This is a genomic window from Streptomyces sp. NBC_00344 (assembly GCF_036088315.1).
GTDB lineage: Bacteria > Actinomycetota > Actinomycetes > Streptomycetales > Streptomycetaceae > Streptomyces.
Window position 1 is genome coordinate 1,913,377 of the sequence record NZ_CP107996.1, and the last position, 22,045, is coordinate 1,935,421.

At 69.1% G+C, this 22,045-nt stretch carries 19 protein-coding genes, 1 pseudogene and 1 riboswitch; of the genes and pseudogenes, 9 read left to right on the top strand and 11 right to left on the bottom strand.

From position 1 onward, the window contains the following. Positions 1-41: 41 nt before the first annotated feature. The 7 genes from OHS16_RS08470 to OHS16_RS08500 all read right to left on the bottom strand — a co-directional run bounded on the left by OHS16_RS08470 (position 42) and on the right by OHS16_RS08500 (position 7,945). The gene (locus OHS16_RS08470; RefSeq protein WP_443042577.1) at positions 42-1,133 is read right to left on the bottom strand and encodes an ABC transporter ATP-binding protein; all 1,092 of its coding nucleotides are present in this window, start codon (positions 1,131-1,133) and stop codon (positions 42-44) included. Then, positions 1,130-2,140 carry an ABC transporter permease gene (locus OHS16_RS08475; protein WP_328536556.1) on the bottom strand — a complete coding sequence of 337 codons (1,011 nt, stop codon included), beginning with the start codon at positions 2,138-2,140 and terminating at the stop codon, positions 1,130-1,132. The genes OHS16_RS08470 and OHS16_RS08475 overlap by 4 nt, the downstream gene beginning before the upstream one ends. A gap of 109 nt (positions 2,141-2,249) precedes the next feature. Beyond that, a complete protein-coding gene (locus tag OHS16_RS08480; RefSeq protein ID WP_443042578.1) occupies positions 2,250-4,007 on the bottom strand; it encodes an ABC transporter substrate-binding protein in 1,758 nt (585 codons plus the stop codon). A 25-nt stretch (positions 4,008-4,032) separates the two neighbouring features. After that, complete coding sequence (locus OHS16_RS08485) at positions 4,033-5,031, bottom strand: ABC transporter permease (RefSeq protein WP_328536557.1); 999 nt, start codon at positions 5,029-5,031, stop codon at positions 4,033-4,035. A gap of 339 nt (positions 5,032-5,370) precedes the next feature. Continuing rightward, positions 5,371-6,144, bottom strand: coding sequence for an enhanced serine sensitivity protein SseB C-terminal domain-containing protein (locus OHS16_RS08490; RefSeq protein WP_328536558.1), 774 nt, complete (start codon positions 6,142-6,144; stop codon positions 5,371-5,373). 288 nt (positions 6,145-6,432) lie between these two features. Beyond that, positions 6,433-7,176 (bottom strand): enhanced serine sensitivity protein SseB, encoded by a 744-nt coding sequence (locus OHS16_RS08495; protein WP_328540765.1) that lies wholly within the window; start codon positions 7,174-7,176, stop codon positions 6,433-6,435. A gap of 46 nt (positions 7,177-7,222) precedes the next feature. Further along, complete coding sequence (locus OHS16_RS08500) at positions 7,223-7,945, bottom strand: AAA family ATPase (protein ID WP_328536559.1); 723 nt, start codon at positions 7,943-7,945, stop codon at positions 7,223-7,225. 152 nt (positions 7,946-8,097) lie between these two features. Further along, positions 8,098-8,193: riboswitch (glycine riboswitch) on the top strand. 145 nt (positions 8,194-8,338) lie between these two features. Here OHS16_RS08500 and gcvT point away from each other — a divergent pair. The 4 genes from gcvT to OHS16_RS08520 all read left to right on the top strand — a co-directional run bounded on the left by gcvT (position 8,339) and on the right by OHS16_RS08520 (position 12,714). Then, complete coding sequence (gene gcvT, locus OHS16_RS08505) at positions 8,339-9,454, top strand: glycine cleavage system aminomethyltransferase GcvT (protein ID WP_328536560.1); 1,116 nt, start codon at positions 8,339-8,341, stop codon at positions 9,452-9,454. An 88-nt stretch (positions 9,455-9,542) separates the two neighbouring features. After that, on the top strand, positions 9,543-9,923 hold the full coding sequence (gene gcvH, locus OHS16_RS08510; RefSeq protein WP_328536561.1) for a glycine cleavage system protein GcvH: 381 nt from the start codon (positions 9,543-9,545) through the stop codon (positions 9,921-9,923). Positions 9,924-9,933: 10 nt separating this feature from the next. After that, positions 9,934-11,193: a serine hydroxymethyltransferase gene (gene glyA / locus OHS16_RS08515; RefSeq protein ID WP_328536562.1), complete on the top strand. Its 1,260-nt coding sequence runs from the start codon at positions 9,934-9,936 to the stop codon at positions 11,191-11,193. Between the two features lie 153 nt (positions 11,194-11,346). Beyond that, positions 11,347-12,714, top strand: coding sequence for an L-serine ammonia-lyase (locus OHS16_RS08520; RefSeq protein ID WP_328536563.1), 1,368 nt, complete (start codon positions 11,347-11,349; stop codon positions 12,712-12,714). Positions 12,715-12,800: 86 nt separating this feature from the next. On the opposite strand, the pseudogene OHS16_RS32105 reads toward OHS16_RS08520, so the two are convergent. Beyond that, a pseudogene (locus OHS16_RS32105) lies at positions 12,801-13,894 on the bottom strand (winged helix DNA-binding domain-containing protein). A gap of 106 nt (positions 13,895-14,000) precedes the next feature. Between OHS16_RS32105 and OHS16_RS08530 the strand changes: the two are divergent. Continuing rightward, positions 14,001-14,720 (top strand): 4'-phosphopantetheinyl transferase family protein, encoded by a 720-nt coding sequence (locus tag OHS16_RS08530; protein ID WP_328536564.1) that lies wholly within the window; start codon positions 14,001-14,003, stop codon positions 14,718-14,720. 465 nt (positions 14,721-15,185) lie between these two features. Beyond that, positions 15,186-16,340 (top strand): ricin-type beta-trefoil lectin domain protein, encoded by a 1,155-nt coding sequence (locus OHS16_RS08535; protein ID WP_328536565.1) that lies wholly within the window; start codon positions 15,186-15,188, stop codon positions 16,338-16,340. Positions 16,341-16,420: 80 nt separating this feature from the next. On the opposite strand, the gene OHS16_RS08540 is transcribed toward OHS16_RS08535, so the two are convergent. Then, positions 16,421-17,017 (bottom strand): TetR/AcrR family transcriptional regulator, encoded by a 597-nt coding sequence (locus tag OHS16_RS08540; RefSeq protein WP_328536566.1) that lies wholly within the window; start codon positions 17,015-17,017, stop codon positions 16,421-16,423. A gap of 53 nt (positions 17,018-17,070) precedes the next feature. On the opposite strand from OHS16_RS08540, the gene OHS16_RS08545 reads away from it, so the two are divergent. Both OHS16_RS08545 and OHS16_RS08550 read left to right on the top strand, forming a co-directional pair. Beyond that, positions 17,071-18,306 carry a beta-ketoacyl-[acyl-carrier-protein] synthase family protein gene (locus OHS16_RS08545; protein ID WP_328536567.1) on the top strand — a complete coding sequence of 412 codons (1,236 nt, stop codon included), beginning with the start codon at positions 17,071-17,073 and terminating at the stop codon, positions 18,304-18,306. Between the two features lie 94 nt (positions 18,307-18,400). Then, entirely contained in the window at positions 18,401-18,955 is a 555-nt protein-coding gene (locus OHS16_RS08550; RefSeq protein WP_328536568.1) for a glycoside hydrolase family 25 protein, read from the top strand. Between the two features lie 113 nt (positions 18,956-19,068). Here OHS16_RS08550 and OHS16_RS08555 read toward each other — a convergent pair whose 3' ends face one another. Further along, positions 19,069-19,728, bottom strand: a complete 660-nt coding sequence (locus OHS16_RS08555) for an NADPH-dependent F420 reductase (RefSeq protein WP_328536569.1) — start codon at positions 19,726-19,728, stop codon at positions 19,069-19,071. A gap of 344 nt (positions 19,729-20,072) precedes the next feature. Between OHS16_RS08555 and OHS16_RS08560 the strand changes: the two genes are divergently transcribed. Beyond that, the gene (locus OHS16_RS08560; protein WP_328536570.1) at positions 20,073-21,299 is read left to right on the top strand and encodes a glycoside hydrolase family 64 protein; all 1,227 of its coding nucleotides are present in this window, start codon (positions 20,073-20,075) and stop codon (positions 21,297-21,299) included. Positions 21,300-21,374: 75 nt separating this feature from the next. On the opposite strand, the gene OHS16_RS08565 is transcribed toward OHS16_RS08560, so the two are convergent. Then, positions 21,375-22,037, bottom strand: a complete 663-nt coding sequence (locus OHS16_RS08565) for an ANTAR domain-containing protein (protein ID WP_328536571.1) — start codon at positions 22,035-22,037, stop codon at positions 21,375-21,377. Positions 22,038-22,045: the final 8 nt, after the last annotated feature.

The following is a 22,045-nucleotide window of genomic DNA, read 5'->3' on the forward strand; positions in this document are numbered from 1 at the left end:
CGGGGCGCTCGCGGCCTTCTCGGTGTTCTCGCTCTTGTCGCTCACAGCTTCGGCGCAATCTCTTCGGTCCAGATGCGGGTCCGCTCATCCTGCGGCATGTGGCAGGCCGAGAAGTGGCCGCTGCTGACTTGCTGCAGCTCCGGGCGTGTGGTGCGGGTGATGTTGTCCTTGGGTATGTCCGCGTAGGGACAGCGCGGGTTGAAGGCGCAGCCGCCCGGGATGTTGATGAGGCTCGGCGGCGAACCCTTGACCGGGATGAGCCGGTCGGTCTCCTCCTTGTCGATGCGCGGCATCGACGTCAGCAGACCCCAGGTGTAGGGGTGCTGCGGCTCGTAGAAGACCTGCTCGGCCGTACCGCGTTCGATGCAGCGGCCGCCGTACATCACCAGCAGCTCGTCGGCCATCTCGGCGACGACACCCAGGTCGTGCGTGATCATGATGACCGCCGAGCCGAACTCCTTCTGCAGATCCCTGATCAGGTCGAGGATCTGTGCCTGGACGGTGACGTCCAGCGCAGTCGTCGGCTCGTCCGCGATCAGCAGCTCGGGGTTGTTCACCAGGGACATCGCGATCATCGCGCGCTGCCGCATACCACCGGAGAACTCGTGCGGGTACGAGTCCACCCGCTTGCCTGGCTCGGGGATCCCGACCCGGTCGAGCATCTCCACGGCACGTGCGCGGGCGACCTTCTTGGTGACCTTGTGGTGGACCCGGTAGGCCTCCACGATCTGCGCACCGACCGAGTAGTAGGGGTGCATGGCGGAGAGCGGGTCCTGGAAGATCATGGCCATCTTCCGGCCACGCAACCGGCGCACATGGTCGGGGTCGGCGCCGATCAGCTCTTCGCCGTCCAGCCAGACCTCCCCGGAGACACGGGCGTTCGCCGAGCGGTGCAGGCCCATCACGCCGAGCGAGGTCACCGACTTGCCGGAACCCGACTCGCCCACGATACCGAGGGTCTGTCCGGCCTTGACGTCGAAGCTGACGCCGTCGACCGACTTCACCAGGCCGTCATCGGTGTTGAAGTGGACGCGCAGGTCGCGTACGGAGAGGAAGGCCTCATCGGTGCCGGTGGTCCGGGCGGCCACGGGCTCACCCGGCGCCGCGGACTTTTCCTTGGAAACCTCGCTCACGAGTACCTCACCCTGGGGTCGATGGCGGCGTACACCAGGTCGACCAGCAGATTGCAGACGACGATGAAGAATGCGGCGACCAGGGTCACGCCCATGACGATCGGCAGGTCGTTCTCCTGGACACCCTTGACCGCGTAGGCGCCGAGTCCCGGGAACGAGAACACCTGCTCGGTGATGAGAGCGCCACCGATCAGCAGACCGAAGTCCATGCCGAAGATGGTGACGATCGGGGTGAGCGCGGCCCGCAGACCGTGCTTGCCGACGACCTTGCTCTCCTTGAGGCCCTTGGCCCGGGCCGTACGGATGTAGTCCTCGCCCATGGTCTCCAGCATCCCGGCCCTGGTGAGCCGGGCGTAGAGCGCCGAGTACAGGAAGGCGAGTGAGCACCAGGGGATCAGCAGGTTCCAGGCCCATTCGGCCGGGTTGTCGGAGAAGGCGACGTAGTTGACGCCGTCCCAGATCGGCCACTGAACGGTGAAGATGCCCAGTGCCAGCATGCCGGTGAAGAAGATCGGGAGGGAGACGCCGGCGAGGGCGACACCCATGAAGAAGCGGTCGATGATGGTGCCCCGCTTCAGCGCGGAGGCCACGCCGGTCGCGACACCGGTGACCAGCCAGATCACCGCGGCACCGATGGCCAGCGAGAAGGTGACCGGGATACGCGAGGTGATCTGCGGCCACACCTCGGCGTGCTGCTTGAAGGAGAAGCCGAAGCACGGCGCCGAGCAGTGCGAGACCTCGGGGCCGAACTTGTAGTCGGCTCCGACGACGATCTGCTTGATGAAGTTCCAGTACTGGACGTACAGCGGGTGGTTGAAGCCCAGGTTCTCCTTGACAGCGGCGATGGAGTCCTTGTTGGCGTCCTTGCCCACGTACTGGGCGGCCAGGGAATCCATCGACTGTCCGGCGAGCCGGGGTACGAGGAAGAAGATCGCGAAGGTGACTGCGCTCACGATCAGCAGCAGCAGCACCGCGCCGAAGACGCGTCGGATGATGTACGCAGCCACAGCATTCCGGCCCCGGGCCCGCCGGGCGGGCGGCTCCCTCGTGGGGAGCGCCCGGCCCGGCGGACACCGAAGCCTTCACCTGCCTTTCGAACTTAGCGGGGGCCCGGGATTACTTGTTGGAGCCCATCAGCAGGTAGTCGTACATGCCGAGGTAGGCCTGGGTGACCGTGACGTTGGTCGCGGACGTGGGCCGGAACAGCAGGTTCTTGCGGTAGATCAGCGGCACGGCCGAGGCCTCGTCGGCGATGGCCTTGTCGACGTCGCCCCAGGTCTTGGCACGCGCGGCGTCGTCGGTGTTGCCGATGCCCTGGTTGAGGAGCTTGTTGACCTTCGGGTCGTTCAGCTCCTGGACGTTGTTGCCACCGGACGGCTTGATGGCCGAGCCGTTGGCGATCTGGTCCAGGAAGCCGAAGCCGGTGGGCCAGTCGGCGCCCCACGCAGTCATGATCATGCCGAGCTTGTGCGAGTGCACGTAGCTCGGGTTACCCGCGAAGTTCTGGAAGTACTTGCCGGCCGGGAAGGACTTGATCTCGGCGTTGACGCCGATCTTCTTCAGCGAGGCCTGAACCGCGGTCACCATGGACATCTCGGCGGGACGGTCCGAGCGGGCCGAGATGTTGGTGGAGAAGCCCTTGGGCTTGCCACACGCCTTCAGCTCCGCCTTGGCCTTGGCGACATCGCCCTTGTTTCCGGCGGACGGGTACTGGTCGAACTTGGTGTACCCGTTGACCGTCGGAGGCAGCAGCGTCGTGGCGACGTCACCCTTGGGGTCACCGCCCTGCGCGGCCTGGACGGACGCCTTGTCGATACCCCACTGCACGGCCTTGCGGCAGTGGACGTTGTCGAACGGGGCGACGTGCAGGTTGAGACCGATGTACGAGGTGGCACCCGCGTACGAGTCGTCGGTCTGCTTCTTGTACTTCGACTCGGTGAGCACCTTCGGCTGGTTGGCCGGGGCGACACCGGTACCCGAGGCGTCAACCGAGAGGTTGTCCGCCATCAGGTCGTTGTCGACCGTCTCCTGCTTGACCTTGAACCGGATGCTGATCTTGTCCGGAAGGGCCTTGCGGTTGGGGTCGGTCTTGGCGTCCCAGTTCGGGTTGCGGACGAGGGTCGCGCCCTTGCCCTCCTCGTAGGACTGGAACTTGTACGGGCCCGACGAGACCATCTTCTTGACGTAGTCGGCGCCCTTGTCCTTCGCGGCGGGCACCGGCGCGGTCTGCGAGAACGTCGCCAGGTAGTCGAAGTCCGCGAACGCGTCCTTCAGCTTGAAGACGATCGTGCTGTCGTCCGGCGTCTCGATGGAGGAGATGCCGTCGGGGTTCTTGTCCTTGTACGGACCCTTGTACTTGTCGCCGCCGATGAGGTGCGCCTTGAAGTACGTCGGGCCGTTGGACAGCGCCTCGGGGGCGAAGTTCGACCGCTCGACGGCGTACTTGACGTCCTTCGAGGTGATCGGCGTGCCGTCGTCGTACTTCAGACCCTTGCGGAGGTGGTACGTCCAGGTCTTGGCACCGTCACTCGGCTTGCCCAGGCCGTCGGCGAGGTCGGGGACGACGGTGAGGCCGTCCTTGCCCGCTGCCGGCTTGAACGTCGTGAGCGTGCGGCCGTACAGGCGGGAGAAGTTCTGCACCCAGCCGTAGTACGTGTTGCCCGGGTCGAGCGAGTCGGCCTCGTCGGACAGCGCCAGGGACAGGGTGCCGCCCTTCTTGTCGCTCTTGTTGACGACCGAGGTCAGTGCGGCGTCGGTGGCTCCGGAGCCCCCCTTGCCACCGCCGTCGTTGTCCTTGGAGCCGCCGCATGCGGTTGCCCCCAGTGCAAGCGCCACAGCTGTGGCGACCACAACTGTCGCTTTATTGGTCTTCACCTGAGGAAACCCCCTCAATCGTTGGTTACTTGCTGCGAGGGTCGAGCGCATCGCGCAAACCGTCGCCGAGCAGGTTGAACGCCAGGACCGTAATGAAGATCGCCAGGCCCGGCACGATCATGTACTGCGGATCCGCCTCGTAGATGTCGCTCGCGTTACTGAGCATCTGGCCCCAGGAGGCCTGCGGCGGAGCGATACCGACGCCGAGGAAGCTGAGGCCCGCCTCGAACAGGATGTTCGTCGGGATCATCAGGGTCGCGTAGACCAGAATCGGCGCGACGAGGTTGGGCAGCAGTTCGCGGAAGAGAATGAACGGGCCGCGCGCACCGAGGCTCTTGGCCGCTTCGACGAACTCCCTGTTGCGCAGAGTCAGCGTCTGGGCCCGCACGATCCGGCCCATGTACGGCCAGCTGAAGAATCCGATCACGAAGATCAGCACACTGATCCGCAAGGGCAGTCCGCTGAGCCCGAACGCGCCGTCCTGCAGCGAGGCCGAGATCGAGATGGCGAAGAGCAGAAGCGGGAAGGCCAGGAAGGTGTCCATGGTCCTGCTGATGAGGGTGTCCACGAAACCGCCGTAGTAGCCGGCCACGACGCCGAAGAACACGCCGATGAGCACCGCGAGCAGCGTCGCACCTCCCGCGACGAGCAGCGAGACCCAGGACCCCTCGATGATGCGGGTCAGCAGATCGCGCCCGTACTGCGGGTCGACGCCGAGCGGATGGGACCAACTCATGCCGCCCCAAGCACCCTTGGGCCTGAGGAGAGCCGGGTCGATCAGATCCTGGTGGAACTTGTTCGGGTCGAGGCCGAATATCCACTGAATGGGCTTGGAGAGGATGGCAAGCAGGACCAGCATGATCACGATGACGCCGCCCGCGACGGCCACCTTGTCGCGCTTGAAGCGCGTCCAGGCGATCCGGCTGAGCGAACGGCCCTCGATCTGGCTCTGCTTGGCCCCCGTGAGTATTGCCTCCGGCTGCGCTTCGGCAGTCGCTCCGGTGGTCTCGATCGGTGCGGTCACAGTGCCTTTGACCCCTCCCGGCCGGCGGTGGCCGGCCCGTACCTGCCGCGGTGGCGGCTGCTGTGCATCAAGCGCATCGGGTGATGCCACTGAGCTGAAGTGACGGAAGTTGCGTGTAGACGCGTCGCGCAAGGGCACGACGATGCTCTTTAGCGGGGAGTCTTCATTGCGGTTGTGATCACCCGCCAGACCTGACGGTGAATGTTTGCGCAACCGTGATGCGGGCAACAGCGTTCCGTTATCCGGACGAGAAGAACCTCTGAGCGGAAAAATTCGACATCAACCCGCCAGAGCGGACATGACGCCCAACAGGCCTTATGAGCCCCTGAATCGGGACGCTCAGCCTACTGGCGGGTAGCCGTATCCGGCGGCCGGCGACGGGGCCCCGTGGGCCTCACGGTCGTAGAACGGACGGGTGTGCGTCCGCAGCCACATCCCGACCGGGTCGTACTCGTCGGACATCGCGACGGTCGATACGGGCAGCCCGTCGGGCACCGCGGCGATCGACTGCTGCATCATCGCCCGCACGGAGTCGACCGACTGCTGTCCGGTGTCGTAGAGATCCAGACCGATGGCCAGATACGGGGTGCCGATGGCGGGCTGCACCCAGACCCGGCGCAGCGAGCGGACCGCAGGGGTGCGGTGGGCGTTCTGGCTGAGCAGGGCGTAGAACTGCGGGATGTCGATGGCGGGTTCGGACAGTCGCAGCGGACCGGCGGGCATCCGGTCGAGGCCGGTGGCGACCCGCCGCAGATCGGTCCAGGGGATTCCCACACCTCCGCCGGAGGTGTGCGGGTTGAGCCAGATACCCCAGCGGTCCGGATAGAGCGAACGGGCCAGATCGCGACCGGTGATCACCTCGTGCGATCGGTTCCAGCCACTGACCGCCAGCTCCTGGGCCGACGTCACGCACGGGGCGTAACCGAGCCCTTCGACCTCCATGTTCCCGTACTGCGCGTCGGGCGCACCGGCCTGGCCGTGCCAGAGCAGCATCCAGAGGTGGCCGTCGGCGAGGGCGTGCAGCAGCGCCTCGTAGGCGTCGTACCGCCCGGGGGTCACCTGGCGCAGCATGTGCTCCACCTGCCCGGCCGCCGCCGTGCCCGACGCACTCACTGGGTACCGCCCCTCTTCGATCCGCCGTCCCTCAGCTGTCGCTGGGGGACGTCCCCTCCGGCCGACTCTTCCGCCGACCGTGCCGCGCATCCCACCAGCTTAGGCGGGCGGGCCTCTTGACCACCCACTGAGGACCGACCCGTAATCCCCGCGGGCGCACGACGACAGCCACGGCACCTCGCCGCGCGGGGTGTACGCCCGAATCCATCCAGTATGCGCGCCCCTGCGCCGTGCGATGCGGCGCCGCCGGCTCGGCACGCTGATTCGCCAGGGAGCACCCGGCAGTTCTCAGGAGGGCGTCAGCGCGTCCCTGACATAGAAGGGCCGCACCCTTTCCAGCATCCAGTCGGCCACCGGATCCTGCGCCACGTCCAGCAGGACCAGATTGACCGGCCAGCGCACCTCGACCCGGCCCAGTACCCGGCCGAGAGCATCCATCGGGGCGTCCCGGCCCTCGCCTTCCCAGGCCGAGAACTCGACTCCGACGAAGAGCACCGGATCCCCGCCCTCGATCGAGGCCAGCGCCCTGCGCGCCGAGCTGACCGCCCCGATCTGCTCGAACTCGCCTGCCGCCGCCGAGAGGAAGTCGACCGGGTCGTCCTGCCAGTCCGGTTCGAACAGCCGCACCCGGCCACCGCTCGCAGGTCCGTCCAGGGACGTGCGCCCGGCCCGGCAGAGCTCCGCCACGGCGGGCGGCGGCAGCGGCACACCGATCGCGCCGCCCGGGTTCACGGCTATGCCCAGCTGCGGGGGAAGACCCCGGGCGAATGCGACGGCGGGCGCCACCGTGAAGGAGAGATGGGATCCGACGCACTGCAGGAACTGTGCCTCGGAGCTGAAGACGGGGACGTACGCCCCGCCCTCGATGTCGAGCGTGGGCAGGTCGAGCGCACGGCTGTCGTTGCTGCCGCCGTTGGGCAGCGGCACCCAGAGATTGCTGCGTCCCAGCACCTCGATCAGCCGGCCGCCCGCGGCGGGGTTACCGACCGAGGCCGTCAGTACCTCTTCGAGCTCGTTGCCCGGCCATGCCATGTCCACCGAGATATCCCCTTCTCACCTGTCGTGTACTGAACGAACCCTAACGACCCTGTGGACGGTCGTGACTCTGCCCTTCCCCGGACCACGGCCCGTCCCCGAAGCCGATCCGGCGCAGGGTTCCCGCAGCCTCCCGGTCGAGCAGCACCGCCGAACCACAGCCCGCAGGCAGCCGCTCGCGCTCCGCTTCGCGCACCAGCCGGCCGACCGCGTGCCGGTGCCTGGCGAACGCGTACGCGGAGACGCCCCGGCCGCGCTCGTCCTGGCCCGCCCGCGCCACCTCTGGAGGGACGTCGAGCAGCAGCAGATGCAGGGCTCCCCCGCGGCGCCGCGCCGCTCCGGCGAGCCGGGCGCGTACCCAGGCCTGGGTCCCGCAGTCGTGCACCACCACGTCCCGGCCGGATCTCAACGCCCGCCACAGACCTGCGTAGTGGGCCGCGCGCACCAGCGGGCGGTAGCTCCAGTAGGGCAGGAACCGGGGCATCCGGCGCTCCCAGCGGTCCCGCACGTCCTGCGAGTCGATGCGATGCGCGCCGGCCGCGCGTCGTAACAGGGTGGACTTTCCGCTGCCCGGCAGACCGGACACCACGACCACGTCCCCCGGGGAGAACCGGAGCCGGTGCGGACTGTGCCCGGCCCTCGCGCGCAGATCGCGGACCGTGGGCCGCGGCGGCCCGTCGGCCTCCCGCCGCACGGCCCCGGACCTGGCCGGTACCGCACCCGGACCGCCGGTCGCCGTGGCCGCGCTCCGTCCCTGTCCCGTCATGACCGCTCCCCCCGTCGGGCGTTGAACCCCTGCCCAAGAAGTGTAAAGAAACGGTAATGCGGCACAAGGTGATTTGCCGGTTCCGCCCGCCGCGCGACGACGGTTCCCCCTCCCGTGCGATGATGTGCGCGCCAAACTCCATACAGGCCGTTCGAATCCGCGCGGGAGAGTCCTCGGCCTTCGGCCGGGGCGCCGAAGGAGCAAGTCCCTCCCTTGTAATCTCTCAGGCCCCGTACCGCGCGGACGAGGCAGATCTGAAAAGCGGGCCGCCGCCGTGCGGCCCCACCCAAGGTGCAAGCCGAGCCCCGTCAGGAGGCGCCGGCGAACCTCTCAGGTTCCGATGACAGATGGGGAGGAATCGTCCTCGCCTGTCATGCCCTGGGAGCCCCACATATGAGCACCGCCCCCCGTCTCACCGCCCTCGACGCGACCCACCGTTCGCTCGGCGCGACGATGACCGACTTCGCCGGCTGGGACATGCCGCTGCGCTACGCCAGCGAGCGCGACGAGCACAACGCCGTACGGACCCGCGCCGGACTCTTCGACCTCTCCCACATGGGCGAGATCACCGTCACCGGACCGGGCGCCGTGGATCTGCTGAACTACGCCCTGGTCGGCAACATCGGCACGGTCGGCGCGGGCCGCGCCCGGTACACGATGATCTGCCGGGAGGACGGCGGCATCCTCGACGACCTGATCGTCTACCGGCTGGACGACACCGAATACATGGTCGTGGCCAATGCGGGCAACGCGCAGACCGTGCTGGACGCGCTGGCCGAGCGCTCGGCGGGCTTCGATGCCGAGGTGCGCGACGACCGCGACGCGTACGCGCTGATCGCCGTGCAGGGCCCCGAGTCCCCCGGCATCCTGAAGTCGCTGACCGACGCGGACCTGGACGGGCTGAAGTACTACGCGGGCCTGCCCGGCACGGTGGCCGGCGTTCCGGCGCTGATCGCCCGCACCGGCTACACCGGCGAGGACGGCTTCGAGCTGTTCGTCGCCCCGTCCGACGCCGTCCGGCTGTGGCAGGCACTGACCGAGGCAGGCGCCCCCGCCGGTCTGGTGCCCTGCGGCCTCTCCTGCCGCGACACCCTGCGTCTGGAGGCCGGCATGCCGCTGTACGGGCACGAGCTGACCACCGCTCTGACCCCCTTCGACGCCGGGCTCGGCCGGGTCGTCAAGTTCGAGAAGGAGGGCGACTTCGTCGGGCGTTCCTCCCTGGAGGCCGCCGCCGAGCGGGCTGTCTCCAGCCCTCCGCGCAAGCTCGTCGGTCTGATCGCCGAGGGCCGCCGCGTCCCCCGGGCGGGCTACCCGGTCGTGGCCGGCGGCCAGGTGATCGGCGAGGTCACATCCGGTGCCCCGTCGCCCACTCTCGGCAAGCCCCTCGCCATCGCCTACGTCGACGCGGCCCACGCCGAGCCCGGCACCTCCGGCGTGGGCGTGGACATCCGCGGTACGCATGAGCCGTACGAGGTCGTGGCACTCCCCTTCTACAAGCGCCGGAAGTGACCCACTCCACGCTCTCCGGCCCCCGCCTCGTCTCAATCCTCAAGACACCCGTTCACCAGCACTCCACCGCATCCAGGAGAATCAGGTCATGAGCAACCCCCAGCAGCTGCGTTACAGCAAGGAGCACGAGTGGCTGTCGGTCGCCGAGGACGGCGTCTCGACGGTCGGCATCACGGAGTTCGCGGCCAACGCGCTCGGTGACGTCGTCTACGCCCAGCTCCCTGAGGCCGGCTCCACGGTGACCGCGGGAGAGACCTGCGGTGAGCTGGAGTCGACCAAGTCGGTCAGCGATCTGTACGCCCCGGTGTCCGGTGAGATCACCGAGATCAACCAGGACGTCATCGACGACCCGTCGCTGGTGAACACCGCTCCCTTCGAGGGCGGTTGGCTGTTCAAGGTGCGCGTCACCGGCGAGCCGGACGATCTGCTCACCGCCGACGAGTACGACGCTCTCTCCGCCGGCAACTAGGGATTCTTTGATGTCGCTTCTGAACTCCTCCCTCCACGAGCTCGACCCGGACGTCGCCGCCGCCGTCGACGCCGAGCTCGACCGTCAGCAGTCCACCCTCGAAATGATCGCCTCGGAGAACTTCGCTCCGGTCGCCGTCATGGAGGCGCAGGGCTCGGTCCTGACCAACAAGTACGCCGAGGGCTACCCCGGCCGCCGCTACTACGGCGGCTGCGAGCACGTCGACGTCATCGAACAGATCGCGATCGACCGGGTGAAGGCGCTGTTCGGCGCCGAGCACGCCAACGTGCAGCCGCACTCGGGCGCCCAGGCCAACGCGGCCGCGATGTTCGCGCTGCTCAAGCCCGGTGACACGATCATGGGCCTGAACCTCGCCCACGGCGGGCACCTGACCCACGGCATGAAGATCAACTTCTCCGGCAAGCTCTACAACGTGGTCGCGTACCACGTCGACGAGCAGACCGGCCAGGTCGACATGGCCGAGGTCGCACGCCTCGCCAAGGAGTCCCAGCCGAAGCTGATCGTGGCCGGCTGGTCGGCGTATCCGCGCCAGCTGGACTTCGCCGCGTTCCGGAAGATCGCCGACGAGGTCGGCGCGTATCTGATGGTCGACATGGCGCACTTCGCCGGCCTGGTGGCGGCGGGTCTTCACCCCTCCCCCGTGCCGCACGCGCACGTCGTCACCACCACCACGCACAAGACCCTCGGCGGCCCGCGCGGTGGCGTGATTCTTTCCACAGCCGAGCTCGCCAAGAAGATCAACTCCGCGGTCTTCCCCGGCCAGCAGGGCGGCCCGCTGGAGCACGTGATCGCGGCCAAGGCGGTCTCCTTCAAGGTCGCGGCGACCGACGACTTCAAGGACCGTCAGCAGCGCACCCTGGAGGGCGCCCGCATCCTGGCCGAGCGCCTGGTGCAGGACGATGTCACCGAGCACGGTGTCTCGGTACTCTCCGGCGGCACGGATGTGCACCTGGTCCTCGTCGACCTGCGCAACTCCGAGCTGGACGGCCAGCAGGCCGAGGACCGTCTCCACGAGGTCGGTATCACGGTCAACCGCAACGCGGTCCCGAACGACCCGCGGCCCCCGATGGTGACGTCGGGCCTGCGCATCGGTACACCGGCGCTGGCGACCCGCGGTTTCCGGACCGAGGACTTCACCGAGGTGGCGGACATCATCGCGGCCGCGCTGAAGCCGGCGTACGACCGGGAGGCACTGGCCGCCCGGGTCAGCGCACTGGCCGGGAAGCACCCGCTGTACCCCGGTCTGTAGTAGTTCCGTACGGCATTCCGTACCCTTTTGTACGAACACCGGGGCACCGCGCACACTGGACAGTGCGCGTGGTGCCCCGCACCGCGTATTCGCTCAGGCTTTCTGCACCACCCCGGCAGACAACGGCGTCTACCAACCATTGAGGAGTCACCCGTGGCCATCTCGGTCTTCGACCTGTTCTCGATCGGCATCGGCCCGTCCAGCTCCCATACGGTCGGCCCCATGCGCGCGGCCCGGATGTTCGCCCGGCGCCTGAAGAACGAGGGCCTGCTGGCCCACACCGCGTCGGTACGCGCCGAGCTCTTCGGTTCCCTGGGTGCGACCGGCCACGGACACGGCACCCCCAAGGCGGTGCTCCTCGGCCTGGAGGGCGAATCCCCCCGCACGGTCGATGTCGAGCACGCCGACCAGCGGATCGACCACATCCGCGACACCGGCCGCATCAACCTCCTGGGCGCGCACGAAATCGCCTTCGACTACGACCGGGACCTGAAGCTGCACCGCCGCAAGGCACTGCCGTACCACGCCAACGGTATGACGGTGTCCGCCCGCGATCACGAGGGCGTCCTGCTGCTGGAGAAGACGTACTACTCGGTGGGCGGTGGCTTCGTCGTCGACGAGGACGCCGTCGGCGAAGACCGCATCGTGCTCGACGACACCGTGCTGAAGCACCCCTTCCGCACCGGCGACGAGCTGCTCCGGCAGACCCGCGAGACCGGCCTGTCGATCTCCGCCCTGATGCTCGACAACGAGAAGGCCTGGCGCAGCGAGGCCGAGATCCGCGCGGGGCTCCTCGACATCTGGGGGGTCATGCAGTCCTGCGTCTCCCGCGGTATCTCCCGTGAGGGCATACTCCCCGGCGGCCTCAAGGTCCGCCGCCGCGCCGCCCACTCGGCCCGCCAGCTGCGCGCCGAGGGCGATCCGCTGGCCCACGCCATGGAGTGGATCACCCTCTACGCGATGGCGGTGAACGAGGAGAACGCCGCGGGCGGCCGCGTCGTCACCGCGCCGACGAACGGCGCGGCCGGCATCATCCCGGCGGTCCTGCACTACTACATCAACTTCATCCCCGGCGCCGACGAGGACGGTGTCGTCCGCTTCCTGCTCGCGGCCGGCGCCATCGGCATGCTCTTCAAGGAGAACGCCTCCATCTCCGGCGCCGAGGTCGGCTGCCAGGGCGAGGTCGGCTCCGCCTGCTCCATGGCGGCCGGCGCGCTGGCCGAGGTACTCGGCGGCTCCCCCGAGCAGGTGGAGAACGCCGCCGAAATCGGCATGGAACACAATCTGGGCCTCACCTGCGACCCGGTCGGTGGTCTCGTCCAGATCCCGTGCATCGAGCGCAACGGCATGGCGGCGGTCAAGGCGGTCACCGCGGCCAAGATGGCGATGCGCGGCGACGGCAGCCACAAGGTGTCGCTGGACAAGGTCATCAAGACCATGAAGGAGACCGGCGCCGATATGTCGGTGAAGTACAAGGAGACCGCGCGTGGCGGGCTCGCGGTGAACATCATCGAGTGCTGAGGGAATCGCACGGGAACTCCGCCCCGCCCGCTGGATGCCTCACCTCGGCCCGCTGAGCCCACTGGTGGGGTGTCTCTCACCTGAGGTCATGCAGCGAGAAATCGGGAGATGTCGCGGAGTTCCGCGTCGAGGGCCTCTGCGCCGGCGCCGCCCAGATCGCCGTCGAACGGTTCCAGGGCGACGGCGCGTGTCCGGTCCCGGCGCCAGACCCCGCGGACCAGTCCGTCCACCACGACGGTGGGGCTGATCTGACCGCCGCCCGGCCGGACCACGTGCTCGTGCTCCGGCTCGACGGACAGCCGGCGGTCCGCGTACCCCACCAGATAGTTGTCGTAGGCCGGCAGCAATCGGACGTCACCCACCGGCTCCGGGCAGCGCGATGAACCGGCGGGCAGCGCGTACTCATCCAGGTCTCCGACGCGGCACGGTTCGATCCGACCGGCCCTGAGCAGTTCCTTCCATGCGGTGCGGACCGCGGGCAGCCCGAGCCCCGACCAGGTGGCGAAGTCGGCCACTGTCGCCGGCCCGTGCGCCGCCAGGTACCGGTGCAGCAGCTCTCCGACCGCACCCGCACCGGAGGGTCCGGCAGAGGCGGGCAGCCAGTGTCCGCGAGCACATAGGTGGCGGAGCCGTCCTCCTGGACCGGACCGAAACAGGCGGTACCGAGCAGAGCGGATCGGCGGACGAGGTGGAACGGCACCTGCCCGGAGGCGTCGAGACCCGCTTCGGCCATCCGCACCGCGAGCTCACCGCGGGTCAGGGGGCCGCCGGCCAGAGACTCGGTGATCACCCGCTCCCCCAGTGCCAGTTCGGCCGGCCCTAGCCCCAGCTCCCGATATCGGCGCTCGCTGCGACGCAGCAGTCGCGGAGCGAGCAGTTCGCGGAGCCAGCCCGCGTCTTTGGCCGGGACCATGTACAGCGTGCCGCGCATGAACCAGCCGCGGACCACACTGCGTTCGGCGCCGAGGGCCAGGTACACATCCCCCTCGGTCAGCCCGGAGCCGCGTGCCCTGACCCCGAGTGTGGCCGCCCTCAGATCCTGCGCCTGCACAGCCAGGCACCGCTCCAGCACGGCGGACACGGACGTCGCGCGCCGATCGCCGCCTACGCCCTGCGACCACGCGCGGAGCAGTCTGGCCTGGGACGGGCCGAGCTCCCGCACGTTCCTTCTCCTCACCATGCGCCCTCGATGCTGCCGGTTCCCGAACCGTAGCCGATGGCCGTCTCCCGTAACCGGCGCACGGACCGTACCCGGCGTGCGTGGAGCCGCGGACTATCCTCGACGCGTGATCGAATCCTCCGCCCGCATACCGGCCGGCCTCGTTCTGGAAGAAGCGGCGCCGGTGAGCACCCCGCTGCCCGAAGACCGGACACCCGTCGTGTGGCTGGTGGATGTCGCCGGGCAGGGGAACACGGCGGCCAGGCTCGCTCCCGGGATTCTGGACGGGAGCGAGCGGTCACGCCTGGCGTCCTTCCACCGCGAGGAGGACCGCGCGCGTTACGCCACGGCGCATGTGGCCCTGCGGTTGCTGCTCGGTGCCCAGCTGGGCCTGGCGCCGTCCCGCGTACGGCTGGCGCGCGAATCCTGCCCCTGCTGTGGCGGCCCGCACGGCCGGCCGGTGACGAGCGACGGACCGGTCCACTTCTCGCTGTCGCACAGCGGCGGCCTTGTGCTGATCGGCTTCTCCTCCGCGCCCGTGGGCGTGGATGTGGAGGAGACGCCGGACATCGCGGTGGCGAGAGAGGTGAGCAGGGAGCTCCATCCGCTGGAGGCGAGGGAGTTGGCGGCGTTGCCCGAGGGCGACCGGCCGACCGCGTTCGCTCGGGTGTGGGCGCGTAAGGAGGCCTGCCTCAAGGGCCTGGGGACCGGTCTCGGCCGCAGCCCGTCACTCGACTACGTGGGCACCGACCCTGCGTCGCCCTCCTCCCCGGACGGATGGCGGGTCGAGGATGTAGCGGTGCCCGACGGATACGCGGCCGCGACGGCTGTTCGGACGGCCCCGTGATCGCAGCCCGTCGGGCTCAGCCGCCGCCCCGCGAACCGGCTTCCCTGTCCGAGCCATTGACGCGGCCATGACCTCCGGATAATTTCTGAGAGCGCTCTCCTGCGGACGGCCGCACACATTCGGCGTCCTGCGGGATCCCGCAGGCCCCGGAGGGTGGGGCTCGGAGGTACGGCCTCGAACCACCTTCTCCGGCGACGCCGGCGACGGAAGCATGAACTGTCCGGAAAAGCTCAGGCACATGTGACAACGTTGTCAGTCTGTCATCCACCTGAAGTGGAGGGTTCGCCCGTGGCTCGGCCCGCCGATGGGCCAGGACGTCGCCCGATCCCCGGTTCGAGGACAGGACGTGCGCGTTCCACGGCGTCAGCCAGCGCATCCCGCCGCGCAAGACCTGTAACGAGCACGGCTGTTCGTCGGTCCTGATCGTCGCCGGCGATTCGCCGCACCACACAGTGAGGACTGTTGATGAAGAGATTCGTGGTGTCCCTCTCCCTGGTACTGACGACCGCGCTGGGCGCGGCCTGGAGCTCCGCGCTACCGGCCCTGGCCGGCAGCCCCGAGGTGTTACCGGAAGCGTCCGGCGGGCGTACCGGAGCCGCGGCGGCGGCCACCCCGCTGCGGCTGATGCCGTTGGGCGACTCGATCACCGACGGCTACCAGAGCTCGACGGGCAACGGGTACCGGGGGCCGCTCTGGGACGAGTTGTCCGCAGCGGGGCATTCCCTGGACTTCGTCGGCACATCCCGGGCGGGCACCATGGCCGATCCGGACAACGAGGGGCACTCCGGCTGGCGGATCGACCAGATCGCCGCCATCGCGGACGCGTCGCTGGCAACGTACAGGCCCAATGTCGTGACGCTGGAGATCGGCACCAATGACCTTGGCCAGAACTACCAGGTGCCGGCCATGGCGGACCGGCTCAACTCCCTGATCGACAGGATCGTGGCCGACGCCCCGGACGCGACCGTGCTGGTCGGCACTCTGATCATCTCGACGAGTGATCAGGAGCAGGCCAACCGGGGCGAGTACGACCGGCGGATTCCGCAGATCGTCGCGGCCGAGCAGGCGGCGGGCAAGCACGTCCGGCTCGTCGACCTGAGCTCGGTGACGGCGTCCGACCTCGCCGACGCGCTGCACCCCAATGACCGCGGGTACCAGAAGATGGCGGACGCATTCAACGGCGCCGTCCAGTCGGCCGACAACGACGGATGGATCAGGAACCCGGTGCCGAACGGTGGCGCTGTGCGGTCCGGCATCGCGGGCAAGTGCCTGGACGTCAACGCCGGAAGCAGCGCCAACGGCACGCCCGTACAGATCTGGGGCTGCAACAACTCCGACGCCCAGTGGTGGACGGCCCGCACGGACGGCACTCTGCGCGCCGTGGGCAAGTGTCTGGACGCCACCGGCCTCGGCACGGCGAACGGGACCAAGGTGGAGCTCTGGGACTGCAACGGCGGAGCGAACCAGGTGTGGCAGGCGTACAACGGCGGCTACCGGAACCCGGTGTCCGGACGGTGCCTCGACGACCCGGCAGGCTCGACCGCGGACGGAACACAGCTGCAGCTCTACGACTGCAACGGGACCGGCGCACAGAAGTGGACGGCCCTGCAGCCGCTGTAAGGACATTCCCGTGACCCCCCGGACGAGGGCTTCGGCTGCCCGAGCCGGCCGGCCTCACCAGTCACTCGGGGGCTGACGCCTCACACCGGCGGACTCGACGATGCCAGAGCCCTGGCCGTGGTCACGACGTAGGCCCGCACACCGGCGGACGGTCCGGCCTCCGCCGTGCCCAGGACGAGCCGGGCCATCTGCGGAAACGCAAGGGGCCAGACGGCGACGCCGACGAGGGCGAGGAAGGTCGCAGCGGCCTGTTCGTCCACTTCGCCGCCGGTGGACCGCACCAGGGCGGCGACCTTCGCCCGGTAGTGAGTGATGCGCAACTCGTCGTCGGGCATCGGCCGGTCGCCGTAGTGGAGCGCCTCCCACATCATCAGCCGGGTCAGTTCGGGGTTCTGCCGGTGGAAGTCGTAGATGCGCCCGGCGTACTCGCCGGGGTCGTCCACCGGCAGACCGACCCTGACCGCGTGATCGTCGAGGGCGTCCGCGACCACGGCGGTGAACAGCTTCTCCTTGCTGCCGAAGTACCCGTAAATGCGCTCCTTGTTGGCGCCCGCGCGGTGCGCGATGCGGTCGACGCGGGCGCCGCCCATCCCGTGCTCGGCGAATTCGGTACGGGCCGCCGCCAGCAGGCGGGCGCGCGTCCCTTCCTTGGCGTCCTTGGGGCTGCTCGGTCTCATGGGGTCATCCTAGCGCTTGCCAACCAACTGGTTGGTTGATTACCGTCCGGTCCATGGCGACAAGAACGGATGTCTGGATCACCGGGCTGGGCGCGACCACACCGCTCGGCGCCGACGCGCCCAGTACCTGGGCCGCGATGGTGGCGGGCGAGAACGGAATCGGCAGCCTCGACGACGAGGAGTGGGCCCGGCGGCTGCCGGTGCGGCTCGGGGCGAGGATGCGTCAGGACCCGGCGGGATCGCTGAAGCGCACCGAAGCGCGCCGGATGGACCGGTGCGAGCAGGCCGCCCTGGTCGCCGCGCGCGAGGCGTGGGCCGACGCGGGCGCTCCCGGTGTCGATCCGCAACGGCTCGCGGTGGCGATCGGGACGGGAACGGGCGGAGTGCTGTCACTGCTGGGGCAGAACCGGGTGCTCGACGAGTCAGGCCCGCGGAAGGTGTCCCCGCACACCGTGCCGATGCTGATGGCGAACGGACCCGCGGCCTGGGTGAGCATCGACCTGGGCGCGCAGGCCGGCGCGCACACTCCCGTGAGCGCCTGCGCGTCGGGCGCCGAGGCCATCGCTCTCGCGCTGGACCTGATCCGCTCGGGGCGGGCCGACATGGTGGTGGCCGGCGGGGCTGAAGCGAGCCTGCACCCGCTGCCGTTGAGCGGGTTCGCGCAGATGATGGCGCTCTCGACGTCCAACGGGGACCCGGCGGGAGCCTCCAGGCCGTTCGACGCCACCCGTAACGGTTTCGTGCTCGGGGAGGGGGCCGCCGTGCTGGTCCTGGAGAGCGCCGGCCACGCCCGGGGCCGGGGTGCCCTGCCGTACGGGGCGGTGGCCGGAGCGGGAACCACGTCCAGCGCCAGGCACATCACCGCGTCCGACCCCGGCGGCCAGGCACGCGCCATCCGAGCGGCCCTGCGGGACGCGGACCTCGGCCCCGATGACATCGGCCATGTGCACGCCCATGCCACATCCACCCCGCAGGGCGATCTGGCGGAGGCCGAGGCGATCGGCACCGCGGTCGGAGTGCATCCGGTGATCACGGCGACGAAGTCCATGACCGGCCACCTCCTGGGCGCATCGGGTGCGTTGGGTGCGATGGCGGCGGTTCTGGCACTCCGGGACGGGGTGGTTCCGCCGACCCGGAACGTCCGTGAGGTCGATGAGCGCATTCCGCTCGATGTGGTCACCGGGGCTCCCCGCAGGGGGCGTTGGGGCGCCGCGCTGGCGAACTCCTTTGGCTTCGGGGGCCACAACGTGTCCCTGGTCGTCACCCGTGCCGATAACCCATGCAGATAACCCGCGCAGGTAACCCGATCGAGTGCTGATTTCCCCCTCCCGAAGGGGTAAGTGGAACAGCGAGGTCCCCTCTAACCCCCAGGAGGCGATGCGCATGCTGCACGGCATCGATGTGAGTGCGTACCAGTCGTCGTTCGGAACGGACGGCGTCAGCTTTGTGTTCATCAAGGCCACGGAGGGCCACACCTACGTCAACCCGCGACTGACCGCACAGACCAAGCTGGCCAGGGACGGCGGCTGCGCCGTCGGTTTCTACCACTTCCTGTGGCCGGGAAACATCACGACGCAGGCGGAGTACTTCGTCAGCAAGGCGCCGGAGAAGGGCTCCGACCTTCTCGCGGTGGACTGGGAGACCACGGGAGACGGCACGCACGCGAGCAACGCCGAGAAGGATCGCTTCATCCGGGAGGTCAAACGGCTGCGCCCGAGCCATCGGGTCCTGCTCTACTGCAACCGCAGCTTCTGGCTGAACATCGACACCACGTCCTACGCCGGCGACGGGCTGTGGATCGCCGACTACGTGACCGCCGGAAAGCCCCGCATCAAGGCGAAGTGGCGGTTGCACCAGTACACCGACCACCCACTCGACAAGAGTGTCGCCGACTTCTCGAGCAGAGCGGCCTTCGACACGTGGGCATCGCAGGGGTAACGCCCCCGGCCCGGCCCGGCCGGCCCTCCGCCGGCCGGACAGCGCTGCGGAACGGTTCGCCCCCGCAGCGCCCCCCTTGCTGCCTTCACATCCCTGCCGCAGGCATCCCTGCCTCACGCACGCCAGGCGGCCGTACGGTCCGGCGACGCCGCGTCCAGGGCCTTGCGTACCTCGTCGGCCCCTCCCGAAAGGCCGTAGACGGGGGTGCCGGGCTGCTGGCGCCATGACTCGTCGAGGCCTCCGGCGTCGACCGTGTCGAAGCCGATCTCGTCGATCAGGTCCCGTACGACCTGCTTGGCCGCCTCGTCGTCACCGGCCACCGGCAGGGCGTACCGGCCGGGTGCGCCCTTGGGGAGGTGCTGGTCGATGATGTTGTGGGCGTAGATGCCGTTGAACGCCTTGACGACCGGGTGGCCGATCCGCTCGGCGGTCCAGCTGCTCTCCGTCTGCCCGTCCTCGATGGCGGCGATACGGCCGTCCCGCTGCTGCGGGTAGTAGTTGCCGGTGTCGATCACGGCGACATCCTCGGCCGCCTCGTCGAGCAGCGCGGACGGAAGACCGGCCACCGCCTTCACCGGGATAGTGATCACCACGACCTGCGCGCCGCGCGCCGCTTCGGCAACCGTCACCGGCGTGGCGCCGGTCTCGTCGGCCAGTGCCGTCAGCGTCTGCGGGCCGCGCGAGTTGGCCACGGACACCTCATGCCCCAGCGTGGTGAGCCGCCTGGTGAGATTGCCGCCGATCTGGCCGGCGCCGATGATGCCGATCTTCATGACTCGCCCCTCCGGGTGTTCGTGCGTGCTCTCGCATGGGGCACCAACCCCGGCACCCGACCGGCTATTCCGGACACAGCCGGTTCCTCCTCCGTCCCACCGTGCGCGGGGCCGTGGCCGGACTCGCTTCACCGTCCGGCCTGGCAGTCGGGCACCCAGGGGCCGCATGTCCGTCAAGTGCCCTTTCCAGCCGTCAGGTTGTGAAGGAAAAGCGTCCGTGAGAGCGCTCTCAGTCATAGGTCTTGACCTATCCCCGGCTCGTCGCAACAGTGTGGGCACCGCAGGAGGCAACCCCCCGCGTCAGCACCGCCTTCCGCACCCCCACACAGCACAGGAGACCTTGCGTGATATCCCGCAGACTGTTCCTGACCGGCGCCGCCGCCACTGCCACCGCGCTCACCTACCCCGCCTGGGGCGACGTCCTCAGCCCTCGCGCCTCCGCCTCCGCGGCGACCTGCCGGCTGGCACTGGAGAACACGTCACTGCCCGGCAACGTCAACGCCTATGTCACCGGCCACGAGCAGGGCACCGACGCCTGGGTTCTGCTGCGGGCCGACGGCAGTGTCTACCGCCCGGACTCCCCGTCCGCTCCACAGACCCCACTGCCCGTCGACTGTGCGATCCCGCTGAAGCCCGCGGGCGCCGGCCCGGTCACCCTGACGTTGCCTCAGATGTACGGCGCACGCGTCTACTTCGTGCGCGACGACACGCTCGACTTCTTCCTGAACCCGGGCCCCTCGCTGGTCGAGCCGGCGTTCTCCACGCCCACCGACCCGAACTACGGACGCACCTGGTCGTTCTGCGAGTTCACCTTCAACCCGGACCAGCTGTACGCCAACATCTCGTACGTCGACCTGGTGACGGCGCTTCCCATCGGGCTGCACCTGTCCGGCGACGCCGACCACACCGTGGCGGCGCTCCCCAATGACGCCGTCGACAGGATCGCCGCGGATCTGACCGCCCAGGCGGCGAAGGACGGGCAGCCCTGGGACCAGCTGGTCACCCGTGGATCCGACGGCAAGGTGCTGCGGGTGATCTCACCCCAGAATCTGATGGCGCCCTACTTCGACAGGCCGGACCAGATGCCGTTCCGCGATCTGTGGACCGACTACATCGACCGGGTCTGGGAGAAGTACAGCGCCACGGATCTCACCATCGATCTCCAGGGCGGACGGGGCACCTTCACCGGCCGGGTCAGTGGTGACACGCTCACGTTCAACGGGGGCCACACCTTCGCGAAGCCCGACTCGAAGTCCGTGTTCACCTGCAACCACGGCCCCTTCGCCAACAACCCCGGCGACCCCGACGACAAGAAGGGGATACTTTCGCGGCTCGCCGCAGGGTTCAACCGGTCGATCATGCTGACCCACCCGAGCCAGCCGAACGGCACGACCGCCGCCGACTACTACCAGGGTGACGTCACCAACCACTGGGCACGGGTGGTCCACGCCAACTCACCCATCGGCTACGCCTTCCCGTACGACGACGTGGTCCCGGACGGACAGCCCGATGTCTCGGGCGCCGCGAACGACGGAAACCCGGTCACCTTCACGGTCTCCGTCGGGTCCTGAACCGGGGGCGGGGCCGGGAGGCTCACCCGGCCCCGCCCCCACGCACTCCCGCCCGAACGCCGCAGGCCGGCCGCCTCAGGGGGCCGGCCGCTCGCCGAGACTCAGCCGGCGGTCCACCACCGCGCGGGCGACATCCGCGAGTTTCGTCCGGGTGGCTCTGGCATGCCCGCGCAGTACCGCGAACGCCTCTTCGGTGTCGGTCCTCAGCTGCTCGGCGAGCATCCCTTTCGCCTGCTCGATGACAACTCTGCTGTCCAGCGCCTGACTCAGCTGGCCGGCGGTGGCGCGCTGCCGCTGGAGCTCGTCGCACTGGGTCTGCAGCGCCACGGCCAGATCACCAAGCCGCTGAGCCGATTCGATCTCCGGTGCGGACAGCTGCCGCTCGTGACTGAGCAGCTGGAGTACGGCTCGCGGGTGGTCGTCACTTCCGTGCAGCGGCAGCAGGGTCACCACCGTGTGGCCGTCGGCCAGAGCCCGCGCGGTGAAGTCGGGCCAGCGCCGTTGCTGCTGTCTGAGGTCGATGTTGATCAGTGCCCTGTCGCCGCAGAGGCACTCGGGGCCGGGCCCGGCCGCACCGGCATCCGCGAGATCGGCGAGCATTACACCGGTCTCCGTCAACCGCAGCAACTCTGCGCAGTCCTGGCACAGTTGGCGCATCAGATGGGGGGCTCTCGCCTCGTCGGCCGAGGCGACCGCGAGTCCCACGGCGCTGCGCATCCACTGCTGTTCCCGCTCCATGTCGGGCC